The sequence below is a fragment of the Gammaproteobacteria bacterium genome, from assembly GCA_024235095.1.
Lineage (GTDB): Bacteria > Pseudomonadota > Gammaproteobacteria > Competibacterales > Competibacteraceae > UBA2383.
The window spans coordinates 762,046-786,809 of record JACKNC010000001.1; the positions used below are offsets into that span (position 1 = coordinate 762,046).

At 59.6% G+C, this 24,764-nt stretch carries 24 protein-coding genes; 2 read left to right on the forward strand and 22 right to left on the reverse strand.

All coding sequences use genetic code 11. The features are described 5' to 3' along the window. The first annotated feature begins 198 nt into the window (after positions 1-198). On the forward strand, positions 199-2,169 hold the full coding sequence (locus H6973_03220; GenBank protein ID MCP5124666.1) for a sigma-54-dependent Fis family transcriptional regulator: 1,971 nt from the start codon (positions 199-201) through the stop codon (positions 2,167-2,169). 4 nt (positions 2,170-2,173) lie between these two features. On the opposite strand, the gene mftB is transcribed toward H6973_03220, so the two are convergent. The 22 genes from mftB to H6973_03330 form a co-directional block, all read right to left on the reverse strand. Then, positions 2,174-2,461 carry a mycofactocin biosynthesis chaperone MftB gene (gene mftB / locus H6973_03225; protein MCP5124667.1) on the reverse strand — a complete coding sequence of 96 codons (288 nt, stop codon included), beginning with the start codon at positions 2,459-2,461 and terminating at the stop codon, positions 2,174-2,176. Next, a complete protein-coding gene (locus H6973_03230) occupies positions 2,458-3,267 on the reverse strand; it encodes a mycofactocin-coupled SDR family oxidoreductase (protein MCP5124668.1) in 810 nt (269 codons plus the stop codon). Before H6973_03230 ends, mftB begins: the two co-directional genes overlap by 4 nt. A 101-nt stretch (positions 3,268-3,368) precedes the next feature. Then, positions 3,369-3,551, reverse strand: coding sequence for a mycofactocin precursor (gene mftA / locus H6973_03235; GenBank protein MCP5124669.1), 183 nt, complete (start codon positions 3,549-3,551; stop codon positions 3,369-3,371). Between the two features lie 77 nt (positions 3,552-3,628). Beyond that, positions 3,629-5,200: a mycofactocin biosynthesis glycosyltransferase MftF gene (mftF, locus tag H6973_03240; protein ID MCP5124670.1), complete on the reverse strand. Its 1,572-nt coding sequence runs from the start codon at positions 5,198-5,200 to the stop codon at positions 3,629-3,631. Beyond that, complete coding sequence (mftE, locus tag H6973_03245; protein MCP5124671.1) at positions 5,149-5,913, reverse strand: mycofactocin biosynthesis peptidyl-dipeptidase MftE; 765 nt, start codon at positions 5,911-5,913, stop codon at positions 5,149-5,151. The genes mftF and mftE overlap by 52 nt, the downstream gene beginning before the upstream one ends. Continuing rightward, positions 5,910-6,782 carry an electron transfer flavoprotein subunit beta gene (locus tag H6973_03250; GenBank protein ID MCP5124672.1) on the reverse strand — a complete coding sequence of 291 codons (873 nt, stop codon included), beginning with the start codon at positions 6,780-6,782 and terminating at the stop codon, positions 5,910-5,912. The genes mftE and H6973_03250 overlap by 4 nt, the downstream gene beginning before the upstream one ends. A gap of 11 nt (positions 6,783-6,793) precedes the next feature. Further along, positions 6,794-7,081, reverse strand: coding sequence for a 4Fe-4S dicluster domain-containing protein (locus H6973_03255; GenBank protein MCP5124673.1), 288 nt, complete (start codon positions 7,079-7,081; stop codon positions 6,794-6,796). Then, positions 7,075-8,403: an FAD-dependent oxidoreductase gene (locus H6973_03260; GenBank protein ID MCP5124674.1), complete on the reverse strand. Its 1,329-nt coding sequence runs from the start codon at positions 8,401-8,403 to the stop codon at positions 7,075-7,077. The genes H6973_03255 and H6973_03260 overlap by 7 nt, the downstream gene beginning before the upstream one ends. Then, positions 8,400-9,467, reverse strand: coding sequence for an electron transfer flavoprotein subunit alpha/FixB family protein (locus H6973_03265; protein ID MCP5124675.1), 1,068 nt, complete (start codon positions 9,465-9,467; stop codon positions 8,400-8,402). The genes H6973_03260 and H6973_03265 overlap by 4 nt, the downstream gene beginning before the upstream one ends. Beyond that, on the reverse strand, positions 9,468-11,501 hold the full coding sequence (locus tag H6973_03270) for a mycofactocin system FadH/OYE family oxidoreductase 2 (protein MCP5124676.1): 2,034 nt from the start codon (positions 11,499-11,501) through the stop codon (positions 9,468-9,470). It abuts the gene before it with no gap. A 3-nt stretch (positions 11,502-11,504) separates the two neighbouring features. Next, positions 11,505-13,478, reverse strand: a complete 1,974-nt coding sequence (locus H6973_03275) for an FAD-dependent oxidoreductase (protein MCP5124677.1) — start codon at positions 13,476-13,478, stop codon at positions 11,505-11,507. 47 nt (positions 13,479-13,525) lie between these two features. Next, complete coding sequence (gene mftC, locus H6973_03280) at positions 13,526-14,593, reverse strand: mycofactocin radical SAM maturase (protein MCP5124678.1); 1,068 nt, start codon at positions 14,591-14,593, stop codon at positions 13,526-13,528. Positions 14,594-14,627: 34 nt separating this feature from the next. Beyond that, complete coding sequence (locus H6973_03285) at positions 14,628-14,903, reverse strand: DUF4242 domain-containing protein (GenBank protein ID MCP5124679.1); 276 nt, start codon at positions 14,901-14,903, stop codon at positions 14,628-14,630. Between the two features lie 35 nt (positions 14,904-14,938). Beyond that, positions 14,939-15,328: a DUF779 domain-containing protein gene (locus tag H6973_03290; protein ID MCP5124680.1), complete on the reverse strand. Its 390-nt coding sequence runs from the start codon at positions 15,326-15,328 to the stop codon at positions 14,939-14,941. Positions 15,329-15,447: 119 nt separating this feature from the next. Beyond that, positions 15,448-16,968: an aldehyde dehydrogenase family protein gene (locus H6973_03295; protein ID MCP5124681.1), complete on the reverse strand. Its 1,521-nt coding sequence runs from the start codon at positions 16,966-16,968 to the stop codon at positions 15,448-15,450. 58 nt (positions 16,969-17,026) lie between these two features. After that, positions 17,027-18,031, reverse strand: coding sequence for a methyltransferase domain-containing protein (locus tag H6973_03300; protein ID MCP5124682.1), 1,005 nt, complete (start codon positions 18,029-18,031; stop codon positions 17,027-17,029). A 19-nt stretch (positions 18,032-18,050) separates the two neighbouring features. Then, positions 18,051-19,571 carry a VWA domain-containing protein gene (locus H6973_03305; GenBank protein ID MCP5124683.1) on the reverse strand — a complete coding sequence of 507 codons (1,521 nt, stop codon included), beginning with the start codon at positions 19,569-19,571 and terminating at the stop codon, positions 18,051-18,053. Between the two features lie 2 nt (positions 19,572-19,573). Next, positions 19,574-20,650 carry a MoxR family ATPase gene (locus H6973_03310; GenBank protein MCP5124684.1) on the reverse strand — a complete coding sequence of 359 codons (1,077 nt, stop codon included), beginning with the start codon at positions 20,648-20,650 and terminating at the stop codon, positions 19,574-19,576. A 96-nt stretch (positions 20,651-20,746) separates the two neighbouring features. Then, positions 20,747-22,009, reverse strand: a complete 1,263-nt coding sequence (gene mdo / locus H6973_03315; GenBank protein MCP5124685.1) for an NDMA-dependent methanol dehydrogenase — start codon at positions 22,007-22,009, stop codon at positions 20,747-20,749. 405 nt (positions 22,010-22,414) lie between these two features. Further along, complete coding sequence (locus H6973_03320) at positions 22,415-22,840, reverse strand: DUF1841 family protein (GenBank protein MCP5124686.1); 426 nt, start codon at positions 22,838-22,840, stop codon at positions 22,415-22,417. Then, entirely contained in the window at positions 22,840-23,478 is a 639-nt protein-coding gene (gene nth, locus H6973_03325) for an endonuclease III (GenBank protein MCP5124687.1), read from the reverse strand. Before nth ends, H6973_03320 begins: the two co-directional genes overlap by 1 nt. A gap of 104 nt (positions 23,479-23,582) precedes the next feature. Then, positions 23,583-24,161: a superoxide dismutase [Fe] gene (locus H6973_03330; protein ID MCP5124688.1), complete on the reverse strand. Its 579-nt coding sequence runs from the start codon at positions 24,159-24,161 to the stop codon at positions 23,583-23,585. Between the two features lie 240 nt (positions 24,162-24,401). Here H6973_03330 and H6973_03335 point away from each other — a divergent pair, with 240 nt between their 5' ends. Beyond that, a complete protein-coding gene (locus H6973_03335; GenBank protein MCP5124689.1) occupies positions 24,402-24,758 on the forward strand; it encodes a BON domain-containing protein in 357 nt (118 codons plus the stop codon). Positions 24,759-24,764: the final 6 nt, after the last annotated feature.

The window sequence follows — 24,764 nt, forward strand, 5'->3', positions numbered from 1 at the left end:
CCATGCAGGAGGTCTATTTTTATAATGGGTGTTTATGCGGAAAGAAGATGTCATGACTTCATCCAGCCTGTGAACCTCCCTGACTTCCATTCAGACACCCGTTAATCGCATTGATATTGGGTAGCAATTCGATTCGATGTTCGATAAATGTTGACCCTACGTTAGATAGGGGAACTTTCTAAGTATTAAGGAGGAACCATGTCGGACGAGACGGCTGCACATGCGAAACACATCCTATCTGTGGTGCAGGGAACCGGGAATTCACCTCTACTTGAAGCCAGTATTGCGCGCTCCTGGATCCGCTGTGTTAATAACTACGGTCTCGATGCCGTCCAATCCCATCAACCTCGAGTACTCGAACAGTTCCGTCTGCGGGAACATCGGGAACGCTTGGATGACTTTCTGGAAATCGCCCAGATCGAAGTGAACAACCTCTATCAGCGAATCGCTGGCTCAGGCTTTGCCGTGATCCTGACGGATGGCGACGGCGTGATCGTCAATTGGATTTGCGACGTCAATCTGAGCAGACCTTTTGAACGAGTTGGCCTATGGCCAGGCGCCATCTGGAATGAGGAAAACGAAGGAACTAACGCCATTGGCACCGCCCTGATCGAGCAACGCGCCCTGACCATTCACCGTAATGAGCATTTTTGCAGTCAGCATATCCAGTTAACCTGTTCGGCGGCGCCGATTTTCGATCCTCAGGGTCGCTTGTTGGCGGTGCTGGATATCTCCGCAACGAGTTCCCAGGATTCCAAGCAAAGCCAGCTCCATACTCTCGCGCTGGCTTACTTGAGCGCTCGGATGATCGAACACGGTTTTTTCTTGCGAGTATTTCGTCAGCAATGGATACTGCGTTTCCATCACCAACCGGAGTTGGTCGGCCAAAGCAGCGAGGGTTTGCTGGCTTTTGGTAACGATGGCCGTATCCTAGCCGTTAATCAAAGCGCGGCGGATCAGCTCAAACAAGCGCGTTATCAACTCATCGGCCAACACATCGACGCGCTTTTCGCCATCACCTTAGAAACTTTGCTCGGCTACGCCGGTGGCCAGCCTAGAGCGCTATGGCCGATCGTCGATGCGATGGGCAATCGGTTTTTTGCGCTGCTCTATGGATCTGAGCAACGGTTACCCAAGAACCGGCCGCGCTTGACGGCGTTTGAAACTAAGCCCTTGCCTTTAGCCATGAAAACCCTGGAAAGCTTGGCTGGGAAAGATCCGCTGATGGATTACAATGTCAATTGTATTCGGCGAGTCATGAATAAGCGTGTCAACATCCTGTTAACCGGAGAAACCGGCACCGGCAAGGAGGCATTCACCCGAGCGATTCACGACGCCAGCGAACGAGCTGGCAAGCCTTTTGTCGCGGTGAATTGCGCTTCGATCCCGGAGACGCTGATCGAAAGTGAGTTATTCGGTTATAAATACGGAGCGTTTACTGGCGCGCGTCAGGAAGGCCGGCGCGGCAAGATTTTGCAAGCGCATGGCGGTACGCTGTTTTTGGACGAGATCGGCGATATGCCGCCGCCGTTGCAAACCCGGTTGCTGCGGGTTCTGGAAGAGAAGGAGGTGCTACCGCTCGGCAGCGATACGCCGGTGCCGGTAGATGTGTTCCTGATCAGCGCTACTCACCGTAATTTGCGAGAGTACATGGCGACCGGAGCGTTTCGGGAGGATTTATATTACCGGTTAAATGGCCTGGAGTTACGCTTGCCCGCTTTACGTGAACGCAGCGACCGGTTATTGCTGATACGCAATGTATTGGCTGCGGAAAGCGATGGTGCCAATTTGTGTATCTCTGATGATGCATTGATGGCGCTGAACGCTTATTCATGGCCAGGTAATATCCGCCAATTGCGCAATGTCCTGCGCACGGCGGCGGCATTGTGCGATGATCAATGTGTTCGGCTGGAAAATCTACCGGCGGAGATCACTGGGTCAGTGTCGAATGATGCGTCCTGGCGCGCCTTGAATTATGGCGCAATAATGCCGAGCGCTACGGTCACAGGGGGTCTCGCGCAAGCTGAGCGGGAAGCGCTGTTGAGTCAACTGGACCGTCATGGTTGGAATATCACCAATACCGCTGCGCATTTAGGTTTTAGTCGCAACACGCTGTACCGCAAGATGCGCAAGCACGGTATTCAGCCGCGTGAGTATCCGACCCCTTGAGCGGCTAGGTCACCTGCGTCAAAAGGCCCATTCGTTCCAATTGCCCGACGGCCTTAACCAGCGTCTCGCTGGCAGACAGTGGCATGTTGCGCGAGGCCAGGAATTCATCCAGAATCTCTTGTAGGGAACGGCGACCATCCAGGCGGTTCATGAACTCGACCGCCTGATGGGAATGCAGGAAATAGAGGCGGCGGTTGTCGTAACGGTATGCCAGACCGCCGAAGCGCTCTGGGCGGATCGCCACCCCCGGCGCTAGCCGGTAACAGGCCACCAGTTCGACGGTTGCGTTCATTTGAGCATCCTGCCGGCGTCGATATTAAGCTTCTGTCCCGTCACGTAGCGAGCTTCCCCAGAAACCAGCCATAATGCCGCGTTGGCGACATCTTCCGCGTCGATCAGCTTGACCGGTAGGGCATTGCCTTGGCGGATGAATTCGACCAAATCCTCGGTCGCCATGTCGGCAGCTTGCGCCATACCGGTGATGATGTCGGTGTCGACAGCGGTGGGATGCAGGGTATTGACGGTGATATGGTGCGGGGCGAGTTCATGGGCTAGCGAATGAGCCAGTCCGACAACACCCCATTTGGAAGCGCAGTAATGAGCCATGCCCGGCTCGCCGCGCAATCCAGCCACAGAAGACGTCATCACGATACTGCCGCCGGTTTTTTGCGCCAGCATCTGTGGAACGACATATTTCACCGCCAGCCAATAGCCCTTGAGATTGACATCGATCATCGTGTCCCACCATTCCTCGGTGATGTCCCAAGTCAAGGCCATATCGGCGATGCCAGCGTTGCAAATCAGAATGTCAATACGTCCGAAAGTGGCGACTGTTTCCTGAACCGCTCTTTCCATCGCTGCGCTGTCACGGACATCGGCGACCAGTTCCAACGCCTGGCGTCCGCACTCTCGCACCTGCCGGACGGTTTCCTCCAGGTCGCTGCGCTTTGCCAGCGAATAGCGTGGATAGGAAAGATCGCGGCAGATATCCAGCGCTGCAATGTCGGCCCCTTCGCGAGCCATCAGCACCGCATGCGCTCGGCCCTGGCCGCGCCCTGCGCCGGTGATGAACGCTACTTTGCCTTCCAGTTTGCCCATGAGTCCCGCCTTGCTCGGTTTCAACCGGCCTTAATATGACGAATTGGGTGAGCGACTATCATATGACGAACCGGTCCCTCAAAGACCGGTCAGGGTTGGCTTCAATAAACGCCGCACATGCCGTCGATGCTGACTTCTTCGATCAGTAGCTCTTCGGTGACTTTCGGCAATTCTGCCAGCGGTTCAGGCTGTCGGGCCGCTGCTTCGGCGCTCGGTGCGGCTTCTGCAATCGGCGCTGGGTAGGGAGTAGGCGGTTCGGGACGTTGTTCGACAGGGATAAACATCGGGATGATCTCCTTCATGTTGACAATAGACAAGGATACGACAAGAGTAGAACGCAGCGGGGATTAGGCATGGCCGGTTATCTCCGCCAGATCAGGCGCGGCAGCAATGGCCGCAAGGTGCGCCGTTGCCGGCAGCCGCGCCAGAGGCCCACTTGGTAGGCGGCCAATTCCAAGCCATACAGGCCAATGAAAACCGGTCGTGACAGTTGAGGTTGCAGCCGCCGATGATCAGCCAGCGGCGCAATGATGAGCAACAGAAAAATAAAGGGCAGTCCATGCGGCTGTATCCCGCCGATAGCCAGCAGCGGCAAGCTGTAATAGCGAACGGTGCTGGCGCTTAGATGATACAGAGCCGCCGCATGTTCCCGGCCCAGCGCGACGGCGACCCGACCGATGGATAGCCTGACTCCGATGCGCCGCAACTCACGCTGCTTGTGGATGAGTTCCGTGCTCAACAGAGTTGCAGCGACTGCCGCCGGCCCCAAGCCCCAGCCTTCAAACCACGGCACGAGCAGCACGCTCAAAAGCAGCAACAGGCTGACGCGCGGCAAATGCATCAACCGTCGGCCTTCGGGATAGCGTTGTTGCAAATCGGCTTCGGAAGAACCGTAGTCGGCGCGGCGGCGCAGCCAGTCCTTCCAGCGCACGCGATGGTCATGCACGACTCGGCCAGCCGGGACGTACCAGGCGCGGTTTCCACTGCGCAACGTGCGCCAGATGAAATCTACGTCCTCGCCAACCCGCAACGTCGCATCAAAGCCGCCGTGCGCAAGCAGCACATCACGGCGCACCAACAGGTTGCAGGTCGGTAAGTAGGATACGGCGGCATTCGGGGCGACTTCCGTTTCCACCGCGCCCATATCCAGTGGCGAGCGCACCGCCTCAAACGCCGCCACAGCGCCACGGGCAGGCGGGGCTATGATCCGGCCGCCCACAATCGCCATCGCTGGCTGGTCCAGATAAGGCAGCAGGCTGCGCAGCCAGTCAGGTTCGGCGACACAGTCGTTGTCGATGAACGCCAGTATTTCGCCACTGGCTATTGTCGCCGCCAGATTGCGGGCGGCGGACTGACCAATGTTGCGTTCCTGGCGCACAAGCTGGATTGGCAAGTCGCGCAGCGCCTCGGCCAGCGGCGGCTCAGACGCGTCGTCGACTATGATAATTTCACGCCGGTCAGCAGGATAATCCAGCGCCAGCAGCGATTGCACACAACGGCGGGTGGCCTCGGTGCGACCGTGCGCTGGGATAATGATCGAGACCTGCGGCCAAACCGTTATCCCTGCTGGACGCCGGATCAATAGCCGGCGGCGCACCAGGTTATCCAGAAACGCGGTGATTGCCGCTGGCGTCATTCCCGGAACTTGAGTCGCCAGTTCGGCAATGCTGTGAGGTTGTGGCAACGCGCTGAGCAATGCCGTGGCCTGCCGATTCAAGCGCAGCGCCAGCAGCGGACGTAGACACAACAAGGTTCCGCCCTGCTCATCCGCTATGACGGATAGATGGGGTTGCAGAGCGTAGCGCGCCGGTTGGGCTGATGGCGGAACAAGTGGCGGCGCGACGGCGACTGCGCCGCCATCGTCGGGCCATTCCGCCTGCTTCATGCCTTGCTGGACTGGATAAGCCATTGCCGCCACGCTGCTTCGTAGCACGCGGCTTGCGCCGCCAGATAACACTCGCCCCGGCTTGCATTCGCCAGACAGGGATCGCCCACCACGCCGGTTGCCGTCAAGGCCCGCGTCCCCTTCGCAATCAAAGTGGCTAACGCTGCATCCATATCGCCTGTATGACCCGGCGCGGCTTGCTCCATGCACACCTGTTCCGGGCGTAGATACAGTAGTTCCGAGGTTTCCCACTCACCGGCGTGCAAGCCGAGGGCGTTGAACGGCAAACCTGCCTCGGCGGCAATGGCCAGCACCGCCTCGCCACAGATCGTCATGGGGTCGGGAATCCACACGGCCAACGCCGGCAACTCCTGCCGCAAGCGCGTCTCCGCCAACGCCAGCGCCGATCCGTTGCCGCCATGCGCCGACAATACAATCAATCGTTGCACACCCCAATCGACCATGCGCCGGGCGCAATCCACGATCACCGCCGCTAGCGTTTCCACCTCCAGACTCAACAGGCCGGCAAACCCGCTGTGCTCGTCGGAACAGCCAATGGGAATCACCGGCGCCACCATCGCCGGCAACCGTTTCGCCAATTGTCCGGCCAGCGCCGCCGCCCGGTAGGTATCGGTGCCCAAGGGCAAATGCGGGCCGTGTTGCTCGGTCGCGCCCAGCGGCAAAATCACCGTCGTGACGCCAGCGGCGACGGCTTGCGCTGCGTCCGGCCACGTTAATTCAGTCAGTCGCTGAATATTCAAGTCCGGTGTTCCAGAAAACCGCGTTGACGCAAAAACTCGATGATGGCGTCGGCTTGTTGTTCTGGCGTGCCGCTATCCAGAATTTTTCCAGCCTTGCCAGCGACGCCAGCGGACATGATCTGGGCGATCCGATCCGGGACGGGGGCGGAAGCGTCAGGAGTAAACATAGCCCGCGCCCGTGGACGGGGCGGCATGATTTCATGCAGGGTCATCGCTGGAAAGTGCAGATCCTGCGGCGACAACCCTAATTCCTCCAGCCCGTAGAGCGGAATCGGCATGTGTTTGACCCGCATCAGGCTCGGCAGACTGGCCTGGCGCAGATGCGCTAATCCAGTTTCCAGTCCTAAAACCGCCGGCAAAGTGATTTCACTCTCGGCTCGCGCCCCGCGCGCTAGCCGCCGCTGTACACGCATCCGCCCAGGTTCCAGCTCGAACTGGGTCACATCGGTGGCGACCGGCCAGTCCAGATGCTCCGCCAGCAGCGCAGGCACGGTGCCCGATCCGCGATCCGCGCTATGCCCGCCGCACAGCACCAGGTCGGGGAGTTCTTTCACGCGCAGCGCCGCCGCCAGCAGCGTCGTGGTGACAATCGGTTTGAGGCTGCCCAGCCCGTCATCCCACACGCGCAGCGCTGCATCGGCCCCCGCGGCCAGCGCATCCTGTAGCAAGCGATCGGCTTCGACGGGTCCTACGCTCAACACGGTCACGGCTCCATTGGGCGGCCGCAGCCGCAATGCCAATTCCAGCGCGCTTTCATCGGCGGGATTCATCATGTACAGCACGCGACCGGTATCGATCGACCCGGTTAACGGATCGACCTCGATGGTGCTGGGATCGGGAACATATTTAAGACAAACCGCGATACGCATAGGTCAATCCTTCACGATTCCCGGAAGGTCACGCCATAACCGCCGTCCGGGTAAGTCCAGCGAATGGCCCCCTCCTGATTGCAAGCGATATAGCAGGTGCCGCACTCGAAGCATTGTTCGTAGTTGAACAGGATGCCGCCGTCGTCCAGCGGGACGAACAGATTGGCCGGACAGACATAGACGCAGGCGTGGACCGAGCATTCGTTGCGGCAGATGTCCGAATTCACCACGATATGCGGGGTCGCCGCCACCCGAAAGCGCACGGTGCGCATCTTCTCTTCATGGGTGGTCATCACCATAGATAAGCCCTCGCCACCTGATAGACATCACGGAGCAATTGCCCCGGCTTGATCGAAGACTGACGGATCATCCGGTAGGCCAGCGGCAGAATCTTCCGTTTAGGCGCGCCGTCCACCCGGAAGATTTGTTCCATTCCCTGCGCAACCATTTCGGGGTAAAGATTTTGCAGACGCGGCCCATTGACAAAGGACGGCGCATGACGGTAGGCCCGGAAGTCGGTAGAAACGTTGCGCTGCTTCAAATTTTTCTGATAAGCTGCGAGGACGCGCGCCGAGAAATTTCCCTTTTGACAGGCGAGTATCGCGGTTTCCGCCGCCGCCAACCCGGACTGCATCGCATAATTCATACCTTCCAGATACAAGCCAGCGGCCAGGCAGAACCCGGCGGCGTCGCCAGCCACCAACATGCCGTCGGTGTAAAGCTTTGGCTTCATCGCCCAGCCGCTTTCAGGAATCAGGTGCGCCGAATACTCACGCAACTTGCCGCCGCGCACCAGCGGCGCGACCGCCGGATGGGCTTTGAAGCGCTCCAACAGTTCATAGGGTCGCTTGCGCCGCTCCACGAGCGACGAAATTTGACCGATCAGCCCCAGCGACAGCGAATCGCGGTTGGTGTAGAGAAAGGCGCCGCCATGGACATCCTCGGTAATCGCCCCCAGATATTCGTAAGCGATGCCATCATGGCCGGTGAGGTGGAAACGATCCTCGATCACCGCCGGGTCCAGCCCGATCACTTCCTTAATCCCCAGCGACAGTTCATGAGGGTGAAATTCACGTTGCAGACCGGCTTTCTTGGCCAAGAAGGAATTGACTCCATCGCAAGCGATCACCACCTTGCCGTAAATCTCACCCTGTTCGCGGCGCACCCGCACCCCGACGATGCGACCTTTCTCTTGCAACACATCATCGACGACCGCCGAGGTCAGCACGAAAGCGCCCGCTGCTTCCGCCTGAGCGGCCAGCCAGCGGTCGAACTTGGGTCGCAGCACGGTGAAGCCGTTGTAGGGCGCGGTGGCGTAACCGGGGCCAGCGCAACGAAAATCCAGCGCCACCGCCGTGCTCTTTGACATGAAGGCGATATCGCGGCGGCAAATATGCCGCTCTACTGGGGCTTGTTCCCACCAGTTGGGAATCAGTTCATTGAGAATGGCGCTGCCGTAAAACACTGCGCCGGAGACATTTTTTGCGCCGGGATATTCACCGCGCTCCAGCAGCAGCACCTTGAGTCCGGCGCGGGCGCTGAGCAGCGCGGCGGCGCTGCCTGCTGGTCCCGCGCCGACGACGATGACATCGAACTGTTGTTTGGCCGAGGGTGTGGTCATGGCGTCATCTCCAGGACCCGGTGGGTGGTGAGGGAGTCAGCTGGTGCAGCCGGTTCGCTGCGGTTCTCGGTAGTGATCGCGGCCAGCGCCTGCAACTTGCTCAGCAAAATCGGCAGGATTTCGTGCAAGTCGCCCACCACACCCAAATCCGCTCGTTTGAGCATTGGCGCGGTGCGGTCGCTGTTGACGGCAATCACCGTCTCGCTGCCGGTGATGCCGGACAGATGCTGGCCAGCGCCAGACACGCCGAACGCCATGTACAGTTTGGGGGCGACGATCTGGCCGGTCGAGCCGATGAAGCGATCCACCGCCAACCAGCCGCGGTCCGCCGCAACCCGGGTGCCGCCCAACGCCGCGCCAATCTGTTCGGCCAGCTGCCTCACCAGCGTCATGCCTTCCGGCCCGCCGGTGCCGAAGCCGCCCGAGACGATCCGTTCAGCCTCGCTCAAGCTTACGGTGCGTGGATCGGCAGGCAGGGTCCGCAAGGTGCGGTCGCGGAAACGGGTGGAGTCGAGTTCCGGGCGCACCACGGTTACTTCAGCGGCGCGTCCATGTCGGAGCGCATCGACGCCGCGCACGCCGGGGGTGAGCATGGCGCAAATCAGCGTAGCGTAAGGCCAGATCAGCCGTTCCTGGCAGGCTCCGCCATAGGTGTGGCGAATCACCTCCGGGTAACCGTCGCCGACGATGCCAATCCGCATGCAGCAGCCGACCAGCGGCAACCGCCAACGCACTGCGAGCCGGGGTAACCAGGCGCGGATTGGGCCGCTGTCCGGGGCCAGCAACAATAGTGGATGTTCCTGGAGCAAGAGCGGTGCTAGGGCCTGTAGCCAACCGTCGGCGCTGAAGTGCGCCAGCGCTTCATGCTCCACGATTGTGATGCGATCTGCGCCGTGCGCTGCGAGCGTCTCCGCCAGTGGCTCCACTCCATTGCCGCATAGAATCGCCTGAACTCTAGCGCCGAGCCGGTCCGCCACCTCGCGGCCTTCCTCCACGCATTCCAGGCTGGCGAGGGTCAATTCGCCTTGTTCGCATTCGGCGATAACGACTACGAATCGATCCATTTAGACAGCCCTCCCGGCGCGTTCGCCTTCGATAATCGCGGCATGCGCCCGGCGCGGCGCGACGCAGTCGCCGATCCGGTAGAGCGCAGGCACCCGCCCTTTCAGCGTTTGGTAAAGATCTTCGTCGACTTCGCGGACTTGCGAAAGCATGTGAGTGGCGCGGGCATTGTCGGTCTTCAGCGCTTGATACAAGCTATCGTCGGCCTGACGGTGGATTGCTAGCACCACGGTATCCACCGGAGGGAAATGCACCATTTGACCGCTGTAGTTGTGCAGCGCCATGACCACGCCGTTGTCGATGCTGAGGACCGAATGGTTCGGCGTGCAGCGAATGCCCAGCCGCCGGGCCTGGCGGTACCAGTTCTCCAGATCGAGGGTGACGCCCAAATCCTGACCGACGTACAGGGTAGGGGTGACTACTTCCACTTCGCAGCCCTGTTCCGCCAGATATTCGGCGACGCTCGTGGCTTCGTGAAAACCGAGCCGATCGATGATCAACACTTTGCGGCCTGGCGTGACTTTGCCGGACAAAATATCCACCACGTCGGCCACGCTGGGGCTGTCGCCACCGGGAATGGCGGCGCGGTTGGGAACCGAGCCGGTCGCCACGATCACCGCATCCGGTTTAGCGGCCAGCACCGAATCCAGCGTCGCCGTGGTTTCGGTGCGCACTTCGACGCCTAGTTGTTCGATCTCATGCAACAGATTACGCACGATATCGCCAAATTCGGCACGCCCGGCCACCCGCACTGCCCACACCACTTGGCCGCCCAGACGGGCTTCCTTTTCCAGCAAGGTGACGTGATGCCCTCGACGGGCGGCGACGGTCGCAGCCTTCAATCCGGCGGGGCCGCCGCCGATCACCAGTACGCGCTTGGGTTCGGCGACGGTTGACAGAGTGCTGACTCCATAGCGCTTTTCCTGACCGGTCGCTGGGGTTTCGATGCAACCCATCCACCGGTTGAGTCCCATGCGTCCCACGCATTCCTGGTTGCAGGACAGGCAAAGCCGGATATCGTCGGTTCGATTTTCCCGCGCCTTGCGGGCGAATTCGGGATCGGCGATCTGGCCGCGCACGATGCCGACCAGATCAGCGTGGCCTTCGCTCAGGATACGCTCGGCCTGGATCGGGTCTTTGATCCGTCCCACCCCAATCACTGGCAAACGCACTGCCTTACGAATCGCCGAAGGAATGAACAGCGCATAATCCGGGCGAATCCGCATCGAAGCTTCGATCATGTACAAGGTCTGAGTGGCGGTGCCGATGCTGGTGTTGATCAGATCGATCAGCCCGTCCGTTTCCAGAATCCGGGCGACGGTGACGGCCTCGTCGAGGGTAATGCCATCGCGGATCAATTCATCGCCGCACAGCCGCACGCTGATCACATAGTCGCGGCCCACTTCGTTGCGAATGGCGGCGATGATCTCGCGTAGCAGCCGTGCGCGGTTTTCCAAGCTGCCGCCGTATTCGTCGCTGCGCTGGTTGGTGTTGCGCGACAGGAACTGGCGGACGATGGAGGAATGCGAGCATTGCAACTCCACGCCATCGAAACCGCCCTCGCGGGTGTAGGCGGCCACACGCGCATAACCCTGGATAATCTCCAGAATATCCTCGTGCTCCACCGCTTTCGCTACTTCGCGGAACAGGGGATCGGCCAGCGCCGACGGCGCCCAGGCGGGTAGCCGGGTGAACATGCTGCTACTCTGGCCGCCATTGTGGTTGATCTGCGCCAGGATCGGCACGCCTTCAGCGTGAACCGCTCCGGTGATGCGCCGGTAATGCGGAATGACCCGGCGATGAAAAGCGTGAATCAGTTTCTCATAAGGGTGATCGGTGGGATGCGTGGACTGTTCTTCGGTGATGATCAGTCCGGTTCCACCGCGCGCCCGTTCGCGGTAGTAGTAAAGATGCCGCTCGCTAGGCATGAAATCTTCGGCGTAGTTGGTCAGATGCGCCGAGAACACGATCCGGTTCTTGACCGTGATATTGCCGATCCTTAGCGGAGTAAACAGCAGGCGTGGACGATGGCTCATGGCTTAGACCTCCCGTCCGGCTCGATAGCCTTCCAGAATCGCGTGACTAAGATAGCGCGGCGCGACGCAGTCGCCGGCCCGGAATACCCGTAAACCGCTCGCCTTGAGCGCGAAATACAGGGCTTCGTCGGGCCGCTCCGGCGACACGTCCACCACCAAGTCAATCTCGTCGAGGCGGATTTCCCGGCTATCGAAATGGTCCGCGCCGATCACGCTGTGTTCGGTCACTTCCAGCGTGTCGAATTGCGGGCGGAAGACGATGCCACGGGCGGCGGCGCGCTGATTCCAGGCGGTCAACTCCAGCGATGCGGTCAAACGCTGACCGACAAACATATCGCTAGTGACCACTTCGACCTGCCAGCCGCGCTCGGCCAGCCACTCGGCAACGGCCATGCCGACCGGATCGCCCAGGGTGTCGAGAATCACGGCGCGACCTGGCGTGGTTGGAACTTCGCCGCGCATGACTTGCCGGGGATTGATCACCGGCGCGTTCGGGTGAAAGCGCACGCCGGCTTGCTGGCCCGGCATTCCTCCCACGGCCACGATCACGGCGTCGGGGGCTTCCTGACCGACCTGTTCGGCGGTCATTTCCACCCCGGTGTATATCTCGATTTCCAGCTTGCGGACTTGCCGCTCCAGCCAGTCCACCGCCAACGCCAGCCGCTCGCGGCCAGGCGCGGCGGCGGCGAGCCGGACTGCGCCGCCAAGCCGCGGTTCGCGTTCGTACAAAGTCACCCGGTGGCCGCGCAGCGCCGCGACCCGCGCCGCCTCCAGACCAGCCGGTCCACCGCCCACGACCAGGACTCGATGCGGCGTCCGAGCGCGCTTCAAGGGGGCGAATTCGGCCTCACGTTCGTAGCCGGCAGCCGGATTATTGGCGCAGCTCAAACGCGGGTTCTGCACCAGGCCGATGAGATTGTCCTGATTGGCGAGCAGGCAAGGACGAATATCGTCGGCGCGGTCTTCACGCCATTTGCGCGGCAAGTCCGGATCGGCGATTAAGGCGCGGGTCATTTCCACAGCGTCGGCTTTCCCGTCAACCAGCAGCGTCGCCGCCATTTTGGGATCGACGATGCTGCCCTGGGCAAAGACGGGCAGCGCGACCGCCGCTTTGATCCCCGCCGCCAGAGGGACGGCGAAGCCGGGCGGTTGATACAGTCCGGGCCGGGTCAGGTGGCTGGTATAGATGCTACCGCTGGTGACGCTGATGAAGTCGATGAGTCCGTCACTCGCCAGACAACGGGCGATCTCCACTGCATCTTCCGGCTTGATCCCGGCCCAAGGCGCGTGTTCGTCGCCTGATAGGCGCAGCCCGACCACCGCGCCGCGACCCAGTTCCTCACGCACGCTTTTGATGACCTGACGGGCGAAACGCAGCCGGTTGTCCAGCGGGCCGCCGTAGTCGTCGCCACGTTGATTGGTCAACGGTGACAGAAACTGGCGAATCAGGCTGTCCTGACCCGCGTTCAGTTCGACCCCATCCAGGCCGCCGTCCCGAGCGTAGCGGGCTGCCTGCCGGAAACCTTGGATCACGGCGGCGATGTCGTCGGTATCCATCGCCTGGGGCAGTTCGCGGCTGTTGACTTCCGGCACCGGTGACGGCGCCCACAGCGGCAACTGGGAATAATGGCTGCTGCCTTGCATCCCGCTATGGGTCAGGTGCGCCAGCGCCAGCGCGCCGTGGCGGTGCAGCGCGTCCGCGATTTGACGATAACCGTCCACCACGGCAGCCTCGTAGCCGAATATCGCATACTCGTAAGGCCAGTCGGACGGATGAACGACGCTGCCTTCCAGAACGATCGTTCCCGCGCCGCCGGCGGCGCGGGTTTCGTAATAGGCGACGTGCCGTTCGGTGAAGCGGTTATGGGTGGCGAAGTTGGTCCGATGGGCGGCGAACACCAAACGGTTCGGCGCGGTTTTACCGCCTAGCGGCAGAGGAGCAAAAAGTCCGGTAGGGCGGTCTTCTGGCTTGTTCATGACCTTGCCTCACACACTACGGATTTCACGCATGGCTTGGATCGGACTCATGGCGGCGCGATGCCTGCAAGTTGCGATGCGGCTTTCACTGGTATCGGAAACGGCGCCGGTTGCTGAAACACGCAGTCCGGGTCGGGCGCATCCAGGGATCGCTGGGTAAAGTGTTTGACGGCTATGCAACCGCCGTGGCATTGGTCGTAGGCGTTGCAGGTCTGGCAACTGCCGCCAACTTGCCATTCCCGCAGATGCGCGAACAGTGGCGAGTGGCGCCAGATACCGGCGAACCCGCCCGGTTGGCGCACGTTGCCGCCGGAAAACTCCGGAGCCAGCATGAACGGGCAGGCGTACACTTCGCCGACTGGGTCCACACAACAGACGATACGCCCAGCGCCGCACAGATTCAGCCCGTCCATCGGTTGCCCGTAGGCCGACAGGTGAAAGAAAGAATCGCCGGTCAGCACGTCGCGATGGTTCAGCAGCCACTCGTACAGTCCGCGGTTTTGGGCGTGGGTCGGACGCAACGCTTGCCACACCGCGCCGCCGCGTCCGGTGGGACGCAGCCGCGTTAGCCGCAACTCGGCCCCATATTGCTGAGATAGCGCATAGAGCGCATCGAGCTGCGGATAATTGCGGCGGGTGACGGTAGCGTTGATCTTGAAAGGAAACCGGCGCTTGGCCAGCCGCTCCATCGCTTGGCGGGCGCGGTCGTAAGAACCGTCGCCGCGCACCGGATCGTTGGTGGCCGGGGTCGCACCATCGAGACTGATTTGCACATCCAGATAATCGCGCGATGCGATCCACGCCGCCGCGTTATCGTCGATCAAAGCGCCGTTGGTGCTGAACTTAACGCCAATACTGCGTGTTAGCGCGTAGTCCATCAATTCGCGAAAGTCTTTCCGGCTCATCGGCTCGCCGCCGCCGACGTTGATGTAAAACACCTTCATCTCTGCCCATTCGTCGATCAGCCGCTTGGCCTCGGCAGTGGTGAGTTCATCGGGCCGACGCTTGCCGGAGGAAGACAGACAATGCACGCAGTGCAGGTTGCAAGCGTAGGTGATTTCCCAAGTCAGGCAGATCGGCGCGTTCAGGCCCTGCCGAAAGATTTCGTAGCTCATCGACTAACCCTTTAAACGGTGGCGACGCGGGCCATCAGGCTTCGGCGGTGGTTGGATCGATGCCTGCCCGGATTTCCGAAATGCGGTTGGCCGGAAATCCACCTTGCTCAGCGTGTTGCTTTACCAGGTCGGCGTTGGGTGCGATGTAAACGCAATAGATTTTGTCGTCGGTGACGTAGCTTTGCACCCATTGGATCTGGGGTCCCAACGCACTCAGCACCCCGCAGGACTTTTGCGAAATGGCTTTCAGATCGGCGGGGGACAGCTTGCCCGCGCCAGGTAATTCACGTTCGATGAGATACTTGGGCATGACGTTAAACCTCTTTGGTGGATTTAATGGTTTTTTTATAGTGTGGTTGTTATCCAGGCGCGTTCTGCATCCAGATCTGCTTGTTCTTCATCGGTGAACAATCGCGAGCGGGTTAAGAAACGCAAGCCTTCCGGGCCTTCCAGGGAAAACATCCCGCCTCGGCCAGGGACGACATCGATAGTCAATTGGGTGTGCTTCCAATACTCGAACTGGCTGGCGCTCATATAGAACGGGCAACCGCCGATTTCTCCTAACCGCACATCGCCATCGCCGACGATCAACTCGCCTTCTGGATAGCACATCGGCGAACTGCCATCGCAACAGCCACCGGATTGGTGAAACATCAGCGGGCCGTGTTTAGCCTTGAGTCGAGCAATCAAGTCCAAGGCGGCGTCGGTCGCCAAAACGCGGGAAACGGTGACCACTGATCCCTCCTTCTCCACTTCACGGCAAGAGCCGTAGGGTACGCATTGCGTACCCTACATATCTGCGGCAGCGGGTTACGCTCACATCGAACTCGCCGACGCGGTTACACGGCTTGCGTTTAGAAGAACCCCATCGCCTTGGGGTTGTAGCTCACCAGCAGATTCTTGGTCTGCTGGTAGTGGTCGAGCATCATCCGGTGCGTTTCCCGCCCAATCCCCGATTGCTTGTAACCACCGAAGGCAGCGTGCGCCGGGTAGAGGTGATAGCAGTTGGTCCATACTCGTCCGGCTTTGATGCCGCGGCCCATTCGGTAGGCGACATTCATATCGCGGCTCCATACACCCGCGCCTAGCCCGTACAGCGTATCGTTGGCGATGGACAAGGCGTCGCTGACGTCCTTGAAGGTAGTCACCGCCAGCACTGGTCCAAAAATTTCTTCCTGGAACAAGCGCATCCGGTTATGGCCCTGGAACACGGTCGGCTGAACGTAGTAGCCGCTGCGCAGTTCCCCAACCAGTTCAGCTCGTTGCCCGCCGGTCAGACATTCCGCGCCTTCCTGGCGGCCGATGTCCATGTAGCTGAGAATTTTTTCCAACTGTTCGGAGGAGGCTTGCGCGCCGATCATGGTGTCCGTATCCAGCGGGTGGCCCTGCTTGACCGCTTTCACCCGCGCTACCGCCCGCTCGATGAAGCGGTCATAGGCGGATTCTTGAATCAGCGCCCGCGAGGGACAAGTGCAGACTTCGCCTTGATTGAGGGCGAACATGGTGAAGCCTTCCAGAGACTTATCGAAGAACTCGTCGTCCTGGGCGCAGACATCGGCGAAGAAGACATTGGGCGATTTGCCACCCAGCTCCAGCGTCACCGGAATCAGATTTTGCGCAGCGTACTGCATGATCAGTCGCCCTGTCGTCGTTTCGCCGGTGAAGGCGATCTTGGCGATGCGCTTGTTGCTCGCCAGCGGTTTGCCCGCTTCCAGCCCGAAGCCGTTGACCACATTGACGACGCCCGGCGGCAGCAGATCCTGAATCAATTCCATCAGCACCAGGATGGATGCCGGCGTCTGTTCAGCGGGTTTTAGCACCACGCAATTGCCCGCCGCTAAGGCCGGTGCCAGCTTCCAGACCGCCATCAAGATCGGGAAATTCCAGGGAATGATCTGGCCGACCACGCCCAACGGTTCATGGAAGTGATAGGCGACGGTGTCGTCATCGATTTCCGACAGCGCGCCTTCCTGAGCGCGGATGCAGCCCGCGAAATAGCGGAAATGATCAATCGCCAACGGCATGTCGGCGGCCAGGGTTTCGCGCACGGATTTGCCATTGTCCCAGGTTTCCGCCACCGCCAACATTTCGAGGTTGGCTTCCATACGGTCGGCGATGCGGTTAAGCCGATTGGCCCGTTCCGCCACGGACGTGCGGCCCCAGGCGTCGGCGGCAGCATGGGCGGCATCCAGCGCTAGCTCGATATCCTCAGCGGTGGAGCGAGGAATTTCGCAAAATCCCTGACCGGTGACTGGGCTGACATTCTCGAAGTATTCGCCTTTCACCGGCTCGACCCACTGGCCGCCGATGAAATTCTGATAGCGGGGTTTGAAGCTGATCTTGGAACCGGGTTGTCCGGGTGATGTGTATAACATCGGAGTTTCTCCTAAGGTTTGGTGGTTCTTGGCGACGGCCTTGTGCGGCGCCATTTTTTCAGGCGGTGAGTGGCGATCCGGCCTGTCGCCCTTTCGGGTCAGACCGGTCAATGACCAACCAGCCGCCGTGATATTCAAAATATGCACAGCGCCCGCCCAATCTTTGCCCCAGCGCTAGCAAGCGGTCTCGATCAAACACCTGTCGATGGCCGTAGCGGGGATCGGGCGTGGCTTCGAGCGGCACTGCAATAATCAATCGCTGGGCGGTAAGTTGCCACAAATGGGCAACGGCCTGTTCGGTTTGCTCGACTTCAAGATGCTCTAGCAGATGTAACGCGGTCACCACATCAAAGCGCGCTGGGAGCGGCGCCAGCTCCCGCTCGATGTCCTCGGCCAGCAGGTCGGCGACGCCGAATGCGACCTGAGCCAGACCCTCATGACGGGCGTAATCGTCGGCAAATCCCATCAGGGCCGGATTTACGTCGCAACCGGAAATGTCGCCCAGCGTTCCCGTTGAACCGCTCACGCGCGCCAGCAGCAACGGGAAAAAACCAAAACAGGTCGCCACATCAAGTACGGTTGGCGGCAACGCGGCGGCGGGCAGCGCCTCGATCAAATTCAGCGCATACCGGTAAATCGCGCCAAATAGGCCGATGAAGTCGTTGGCGATCTCGTTAGGTTGCCCCTGTGATTGCGTCAAACCGGCGCTGGCCTGCGTCGCCTTCAGCGTGTTGGCGTAGAACAGCCGCCAGGCACGGCGCTCGTTGCCAGCCATGGAACGCACGATGTCGCCCACCGAACGCTCGAATTCATCCTGTTCGCTGTAACCGCTATCGATGCGCTGACGCTGCCCCGCCAGCAGCGGCAACAACTCCGTCACCACGTAGTAGCCGAGATTGTTGTCGATTTGCGCGGCGTCGAAGTCGTGGACGATGATCAGTTCATCCGTCGGCATCGTGGAAATCAGCGCGTAAAGCTGGAAATGCGCGCTGGTGGCCAGTGGGGCGGCGCGCTGCTCCAAACTATCGATCAGCAGCGCATGGCGGTGGCGTGACAGCATCATGAAATCGGGCGCTCCATGATCAGTGCCGGGTGACCGAACGCCGCAACAACGCTTCGGTCGCCTGACCGAGTTGTTGCAGGTTACGGACGACTTCGGTTTGGTGGCAGACCGGCTCGTACAGCGGCATATCGCAACTACCCAGCGACCAACTGCCGCGCGGTTCCGGCGACAGCCACAATAATTGCTTGGCGCGGCGGCGGATTGCCTCCAGCGCCCACACTTGGGGTGGGTTGCGGTTGCCGCGTCCGTCGCCGAGCACGATCACGGTGGTTTGCCGGGTCACTGCCGCTAAATAGCGGTTGTGAAACAGGCTGAGAGCGCGACCGTAGTTGCTGTCTACCTCGGTGTCGAGCAGCCCGCTGTTGAACACGGCGACGATGGCATCGTCAATGCTCAATTGATCGAAGTAGGCGCTGACTTCCACCAGATCGCTGACGAAGGCAAAGCTGCGCACCTGGCCGAACAGGTTTTGCAGGTTATAGACCAGGTGCAGCATAAAGCGGGCAGTGTTGCGCACCGACAGGCTGACATCGCAGATCACCGCCAGCCGGGGTTTGTCATCGCGGTAATGGGTCATGACCGGCTGAAATGGGATGCCTTCATACTTCATATTGCGGCGCAGGGTGAGCGGCACGCTGATTCGGCCACGCGGGCTGATTTGCCGGCGGTAGGAGCGCGCGCCGCGCATCCGTCGACACAGCCGCTGCACGATCTCGGCCATCTCCCGGCGTTCCTGTTCCGAGAAGTGGTCATCGTGCGCCCTGCGGCGCGGTGGATCGGAAATTTTCGCAGGCGGTCGCAACGCCAGTTCCCGTTCGAGATAGCGCTTCAACAACTCCGGTAGATTGGCCATGCCGCCTTCCAGTCGTCTGGCCAAGCGCCGGATCAACTGCTCGTCAACATCGAGATCGTTCAGTTCTTCCAGCAACTCCGTCACGGCGTCGGCGATCAAATCCGCATCCAGCACCGTTAGGGCCTCACTGAAATTCAATTCGCCCGCGTGACCGGCGTTCTTTACCCGCCGGACCTTGAGCAGTTGCGTCGCCTTCTGCATGACCTGATCGAGCAATTCCTGGTGACGGCTCAGCAGCAGGTTCTGGCCAAATTCGGCCAGACAGAGGTCATGATCGTCTTGATGCGCGTTGAAATGCGCGACCATGTCCTCATCCTCAAAATAGTCCCGAATGTCGAGAGAGTCTTCGTGGGCATGGTCGTCGTCAGCGTGGCCGCTGGCAAGATTTGATTCGGCAGCAGCTTCCGGGGGATAGGGTTCCGTTGCATGTGGCAGTTGCGGTTCCGCCGCTGCTTCAGGAGAGAGCGACGCCTTGGGCAAGCTGAAAAACTGTTCAAACAATTCCTCAAAGAACGGCAGGTCGCGCAAGTCCTTGATTAAGGTACTGCGCAGGACAATACGCACCGTGTCGCGATCATGCAGCGCGACCCATGTCAGCGCCTGCATCGCGTCCAGCGATTCGGCGGGCGAAATCCGCACTCCTTGCTTTTTCAGAAGGAAAATAAAACGGTTAACCACGGTATCCATCATTATCCACCGGTGCGGCCATCGGTGCGGCCACGATAGCTGGTGAAATAGCGGGTCGTGTGTTCCTGGCGACGCTGTTCCAGGTAATTCACATCCAGCTCAGCGGGCCGGGTTGGCGGATGCAGCGAAATTTCAGTGGCTGAGGGGATCGCTGGCGGATTCTGCGTTTGCAGCGGCTCGCCAATCCACGGTAACTGGTCATTGACCTGCTGGGTATCGCGCTCGTATTTGATCAACAGATGGAGGGTTTCCTCCAACAGCGCTGGGGTCAGCGCGTCGGCGTTGAGCAGCACCAGCGCCTGCGCCCAGTCCAGCGTCTCGCTGATGCTGGGCGCTTTGCGCAAATCCAGAGCGCGTAACCGGCGGATCACTGCAACGACCTGGGCCGCCAACGTTTCTCGCAACGCTGGTACTTTCATCCGAAGGATATCTAACTCCCGCTGTTCGTCCGGATAGCCGATGAACAGATGCAGACAGCGGCGCTTGAGCGCGTCGCTCAGGTCGCGGGTGTTGTTACTGGTGATGATGACGTAGGGAATGGTCGCGGCTTTGACCGTGCCAAGTTCCGGCACCGTGACCTGAAAATCACTCAGTACTTCCAGCAGGAAGGCTTCAAACTGTTCTTCGGCGCGGTCGAGTTCGTCGATCAACAGCACCACGGGGTCAGGGGAGCTGATCGCCTGAAGGATCGGGCGGCGCACCATGAAATGCTCCGAAAAAAACACATCCTCGTGCAGATGCAATTGCGCAACCGCCTCATGCAGATCGCTGACACCCTCGAATAGGCGACTGATTTTGTCGCGCAGAATCTGCGTGTAGAGTAATTGCTTACCGTACTCCCACTCGTAAAGCGCGTGCGCCTCGTCCAGCCCGCCATAACATTGCAGCCGAATCAGCCGACGCTCCAAAGCAGCCGCTACCGCTTTCGCCAGTTCGGTCTTGCCGACGCCTGCCGGTCCTTCGATCAGGATCGGCTTGTGCATTTGCAAGGCTAAAAAAGCGACGGTCGCCAGTTTGCGGTCGCATAAGTACTGCTGATCGCGCAACTGCGCGATGGTTTGCTCGATCGATGCGAACATGCGCCAACTCCGCGCCTGAACGCTCGGTAGACACCGAGCGTTCAGGCCATCAAGGGGAATGCTCAAGATTGAGCTTAGCGCCCAAAGGGAGCTTGTCTAGTAAACGCCGACCAAGGAATGACGCACGACGGGCGCTACGGACTCGAAGTTGCATTCGCGAGCATTGCCCGGTGTCGAGCCATCGCCGAGCACGTGATGAGTAATCCGCTCGATGTCGCGATCATCGCCGGCGATCTTCGCGCTGCTCATCTCCGCGTAGCGCCCTTGTCCCATCCGTGACTTGGTGTAAGAACCGACGCTGGTGAAATTGGCGGGAATGTTGACATCCTTGCTCAATCGAATCGCGGCTTCCACAGCGCGTTCGGCGGCTGAAACGTCCGACAGACCATCCACGTTTTCGCCCATTGCCTTAGCGATGTCGCGGAAGCGCTTGTAGCAGGTCGGCATGTTGTATTCCCAGACGCGGGGCAGGGCAATGGCGTTGTTCAAGCCGTGATGCGAGTCATAGAAAGCGCTGACCGCATGGGAAATGGAGTGGATAATGCCCAGACCGCCGCTGTTGAACGCCTGCGCGGAGATGTAAGAGGCGTACATCATGTTGGTGCGGGCTTCAAAGTTGAGCGGTTCCATGACGGCGCGCCGCAGGTTTTGCGCGACCAGTTCGATACCCAGCAATGCACTGCCCAGACTCGGCATGAAGTCGATCCGGGAGACATAGGGTTCGGAAGCGTGCGCCAGGACGTCGAAACCACAGAAGGCGGTCAGATCCTGCGGCATGGAGAAGTGCAGGACCGGATCGTTGATGCTCAGCGTCACCGGAACGTTTTCGTCCATTCCCAACCATTTGTAAGGGGCCTTTTCCGAGGTGGTGTCGGTGATCACGTAGGCCCAACTGGTCTCGGAACCGGTGCCGGCGGTGGTGTTGACAGCGATATGAGGCGGATTGTTAGGATTGTCGGACTTGTTGAAGCCGTCGAATTCGTTGATGTTGCGGCCATCGTGGGAAACTACGATACGCGCGCCTTTGGTCGCGTCGGTTACGCTGCCGCCGCCAACTGAAACGAAGCTGTCGCATTTCTCACGGGTATAAAGGTCGGCGATGTCCATGACGTTATAGTCCTTGGGATTGGACTCAATTTTGTCATAGACCACCACGTCAATATCCCGATACTTGAGCTTGCCGACGATGTCTTCGACGATCCCGGTGCCTCGCAACCCAGAGGTGGCGAGTACGCAGCGTTTGAAGTTGAGCTTGTTAGCTTCCACGCCGACCATTTCGTAAGCGCCTGGACCGAGCAGGCCACGGGGAATGCGATGAAATTCTTTGATTGGAAACTGCCAGAGTTTGTGGGCTTCCACGGTTGACTCCTCTTCCTTTGATAGCTATGAGCGGATGAAGTCCGCATTATTTCCCTACCTTTAAAGATAGGGACGTTGCCTTTCGAGCGGCTCAGGTCGCGTCCGAGCCGTTCGGCAATCATTATTCGGCATGAGTGAGTTAGCTGACTCGCTGACGCCTGATAGGGAGGGGTCTTAACAATAAGTAGGCCAATATCGCAATCAATATCATCGTTATTTTACATTCTATTGTTTTTATTTAAAATAAAAATTTTTATAGTAAGGTCGTTAAACTTATATGATCGAGTGTGGAACAAGGCTGTTGTGAAAGAACCGTAACATGCACTGTGTCAAACTGTCACGGTCTGTGCAACACAGGGGAGTGGACGCCTGCCAGAGGGCCGAAATCCCTATCTGGTAGTCGGACTAACCCAACCGCCGCAACCGCTCCAGATAAACCCGCTCGTCCGGCTCCTGACCGTTCCGCTGCGCTTCCCAGAGTGTTTCGCCCAGACATTCCATCATCGCATGCTCGGCGGTATGCGCGTCGCCCATTCGCTGACAGAGTTGTTGATAAACATCGAGGATACCCACGGGCCGGTTGCCGCCTAACTGTTCCTGAATAGCGATGTGCATACCCATATGCAGAAAGGGATTGGTCTGCCCCCCTTCAGGCATATATTCCCGATTCAACGCAGTTTCGGCATCAGTCAACACCGGCTGATACTCGGGATGTTCGTTGATCACGCCGGCGATCAGTTGCTCCAGAGGCTCCAGCACCTGATCCTCACGTGCTTTTTCCCAAACCGTGCAGTAGTAGCGACGCAAACTGTCGCGGTCATTGCCAAACATCAGGACGCCTCGTTCTGGTCAGGGTATTCACAAAGATCGCGTATCGGGCAGATTGGGCAGTTGGGCTTGCGGGCCGTGCAAATATAGCGACCATGCAGGATCAGCCAATGATGCGCATCCTGCTTGAATTCTTCCGGTGTCGCCGCCAGCAATCCGTCTTCGACCTCACGCACGGTTTTACCCGGCGCCAGTCCGGTGCGATTGGCGACCCGGAAAATGTGCGTATCCACCGCAATGGTCGGCTCGCCAAAAGCCGTATTCAGGATGACATTCGCCGTTTTGCGACCGACTCCGGGTAAGCTTTCAAGCGCGGCGCGATCACGCGGCACCTCCCCGCCGTGGCGCTCCAGCAACAATTCGCACATCTTGAGAAGATTCGCTGCCTTGGTGTTGTAGAGACCAATCGTTTTGATGAATGCCTTTAAGCGGGTCTCACCGAGCGCCAGCAGCGCTTGGGGCGTATTAGCAACCGGGAAGAGCCGGGCGGTCGCCTCATTGACTTTTTTATCCGTTGATTGTGCGGACAGCATGACGGCCACCAGTAACTCGAAGGAGCTGTGATAACACAACTCGGTCGTGGGTTGGGGACAGGCAACTTGCAACCGGGTAAAGAGTTGGTGAATTTTCGTGGAATTCATGCAGGGCGTCAGACGAGAACAGACCATGAAAAAGCCAGCAAGCCCAATGGACTGCTGGCTCAGTAGTCAGCCGCGACGCTATCGCCGGGCGCGGCTTCGCTGCCTCAAGCGTACTGTTGGGCGACGAAATCCCAATTGACCAGATTCCAGAACGCCTCAACATATTTCGGACGGGCGTTGCGGTAGTCAATGTAATAGGCATGTTCCCAGACATCACAGGTCAACAGCGCCTTCTTACCAGCGGTCGCCGGCGTGCCTGCGTTGCTGGTGCTTATCAGTTCAATGGAGCCGTCCGCATTTTTGACCAGCCAGCCCCAACCGGAACCGAAAGTGCCCACGGCGGTTTTAGTGAACTCTTCCTTGAATGTGGCGAATGAACCGAACTTCGCCTTGATCGCCTCAGCCAGCGCGCCGCTCGGTTCGCCGCCGCCATTCGGCTTCAGGCAATTCCAGTAAAAAGTGTGGTTCCAGACCTGCGCGGCATTGTTAAACACGCCGCCCGAGGCTTTCAGGATGATCTCTTCGAGCGACAGGTTCTCGAATTCCGTACCCTTGATCAAGTTGTTCAGGTTGGTCACATAGGTCTGATGATGCTTGCCGTAGTGAAATTCCAGGGTTTCCTTGGAAATATGCGGTTCCAGCGCATTTTGGGCGTAAGACAATGCAGGTAGCTCGTGAACCATGATCGATATTCTCCTTGAGTTCAGTAATAGGGGTAGCACGCCCGGTTGGAACCCGGTGACAACGTGAAGTTTCGTCAAGGGGGGCAGGGCGCATCAACGCGGCAAGTCTAGTCGTCGCTTCCCGGCGATGCAATGCAGGTTTCACCCGGCAAGGGTGTGTTATCCTTGCCACCATCCCGTGTGCCGGACCGGTGCGAAGCCGCTCCGCGCCCTTCGTTTCAGCTCATGGAGATCGAATCGATGAACAAGCTCACCTTGATATTTGCCCTGCTGGCCGCTTTGAGTATCGCTGGTTGCGCCACTTCCGGCGGCGGTTCCAGCAGCGATGACAATGCGACCAGCGCCTCCAGCTCCAGTGGCAGTGGTCGTGACGCTCCCCAGGTCAGCGACGCGGAGATTACCTCTTCCATCCAGCAGGCTTTCAGTCAGGATGACCTCCTCTCCAAAGCCAATATTTCCGTCAATTCCAATCAGGGCGTGGTTAGCCTTAGCGGTCGACTCAGCGCGCGCGCTGCGAATCGCGCAGTATCGGTTGCGCGCGCCGCGCCCGGCGTGCGGCGGGTTCTTTGGGCCAGCATCGAATACATCCCCGAATAATGGCTC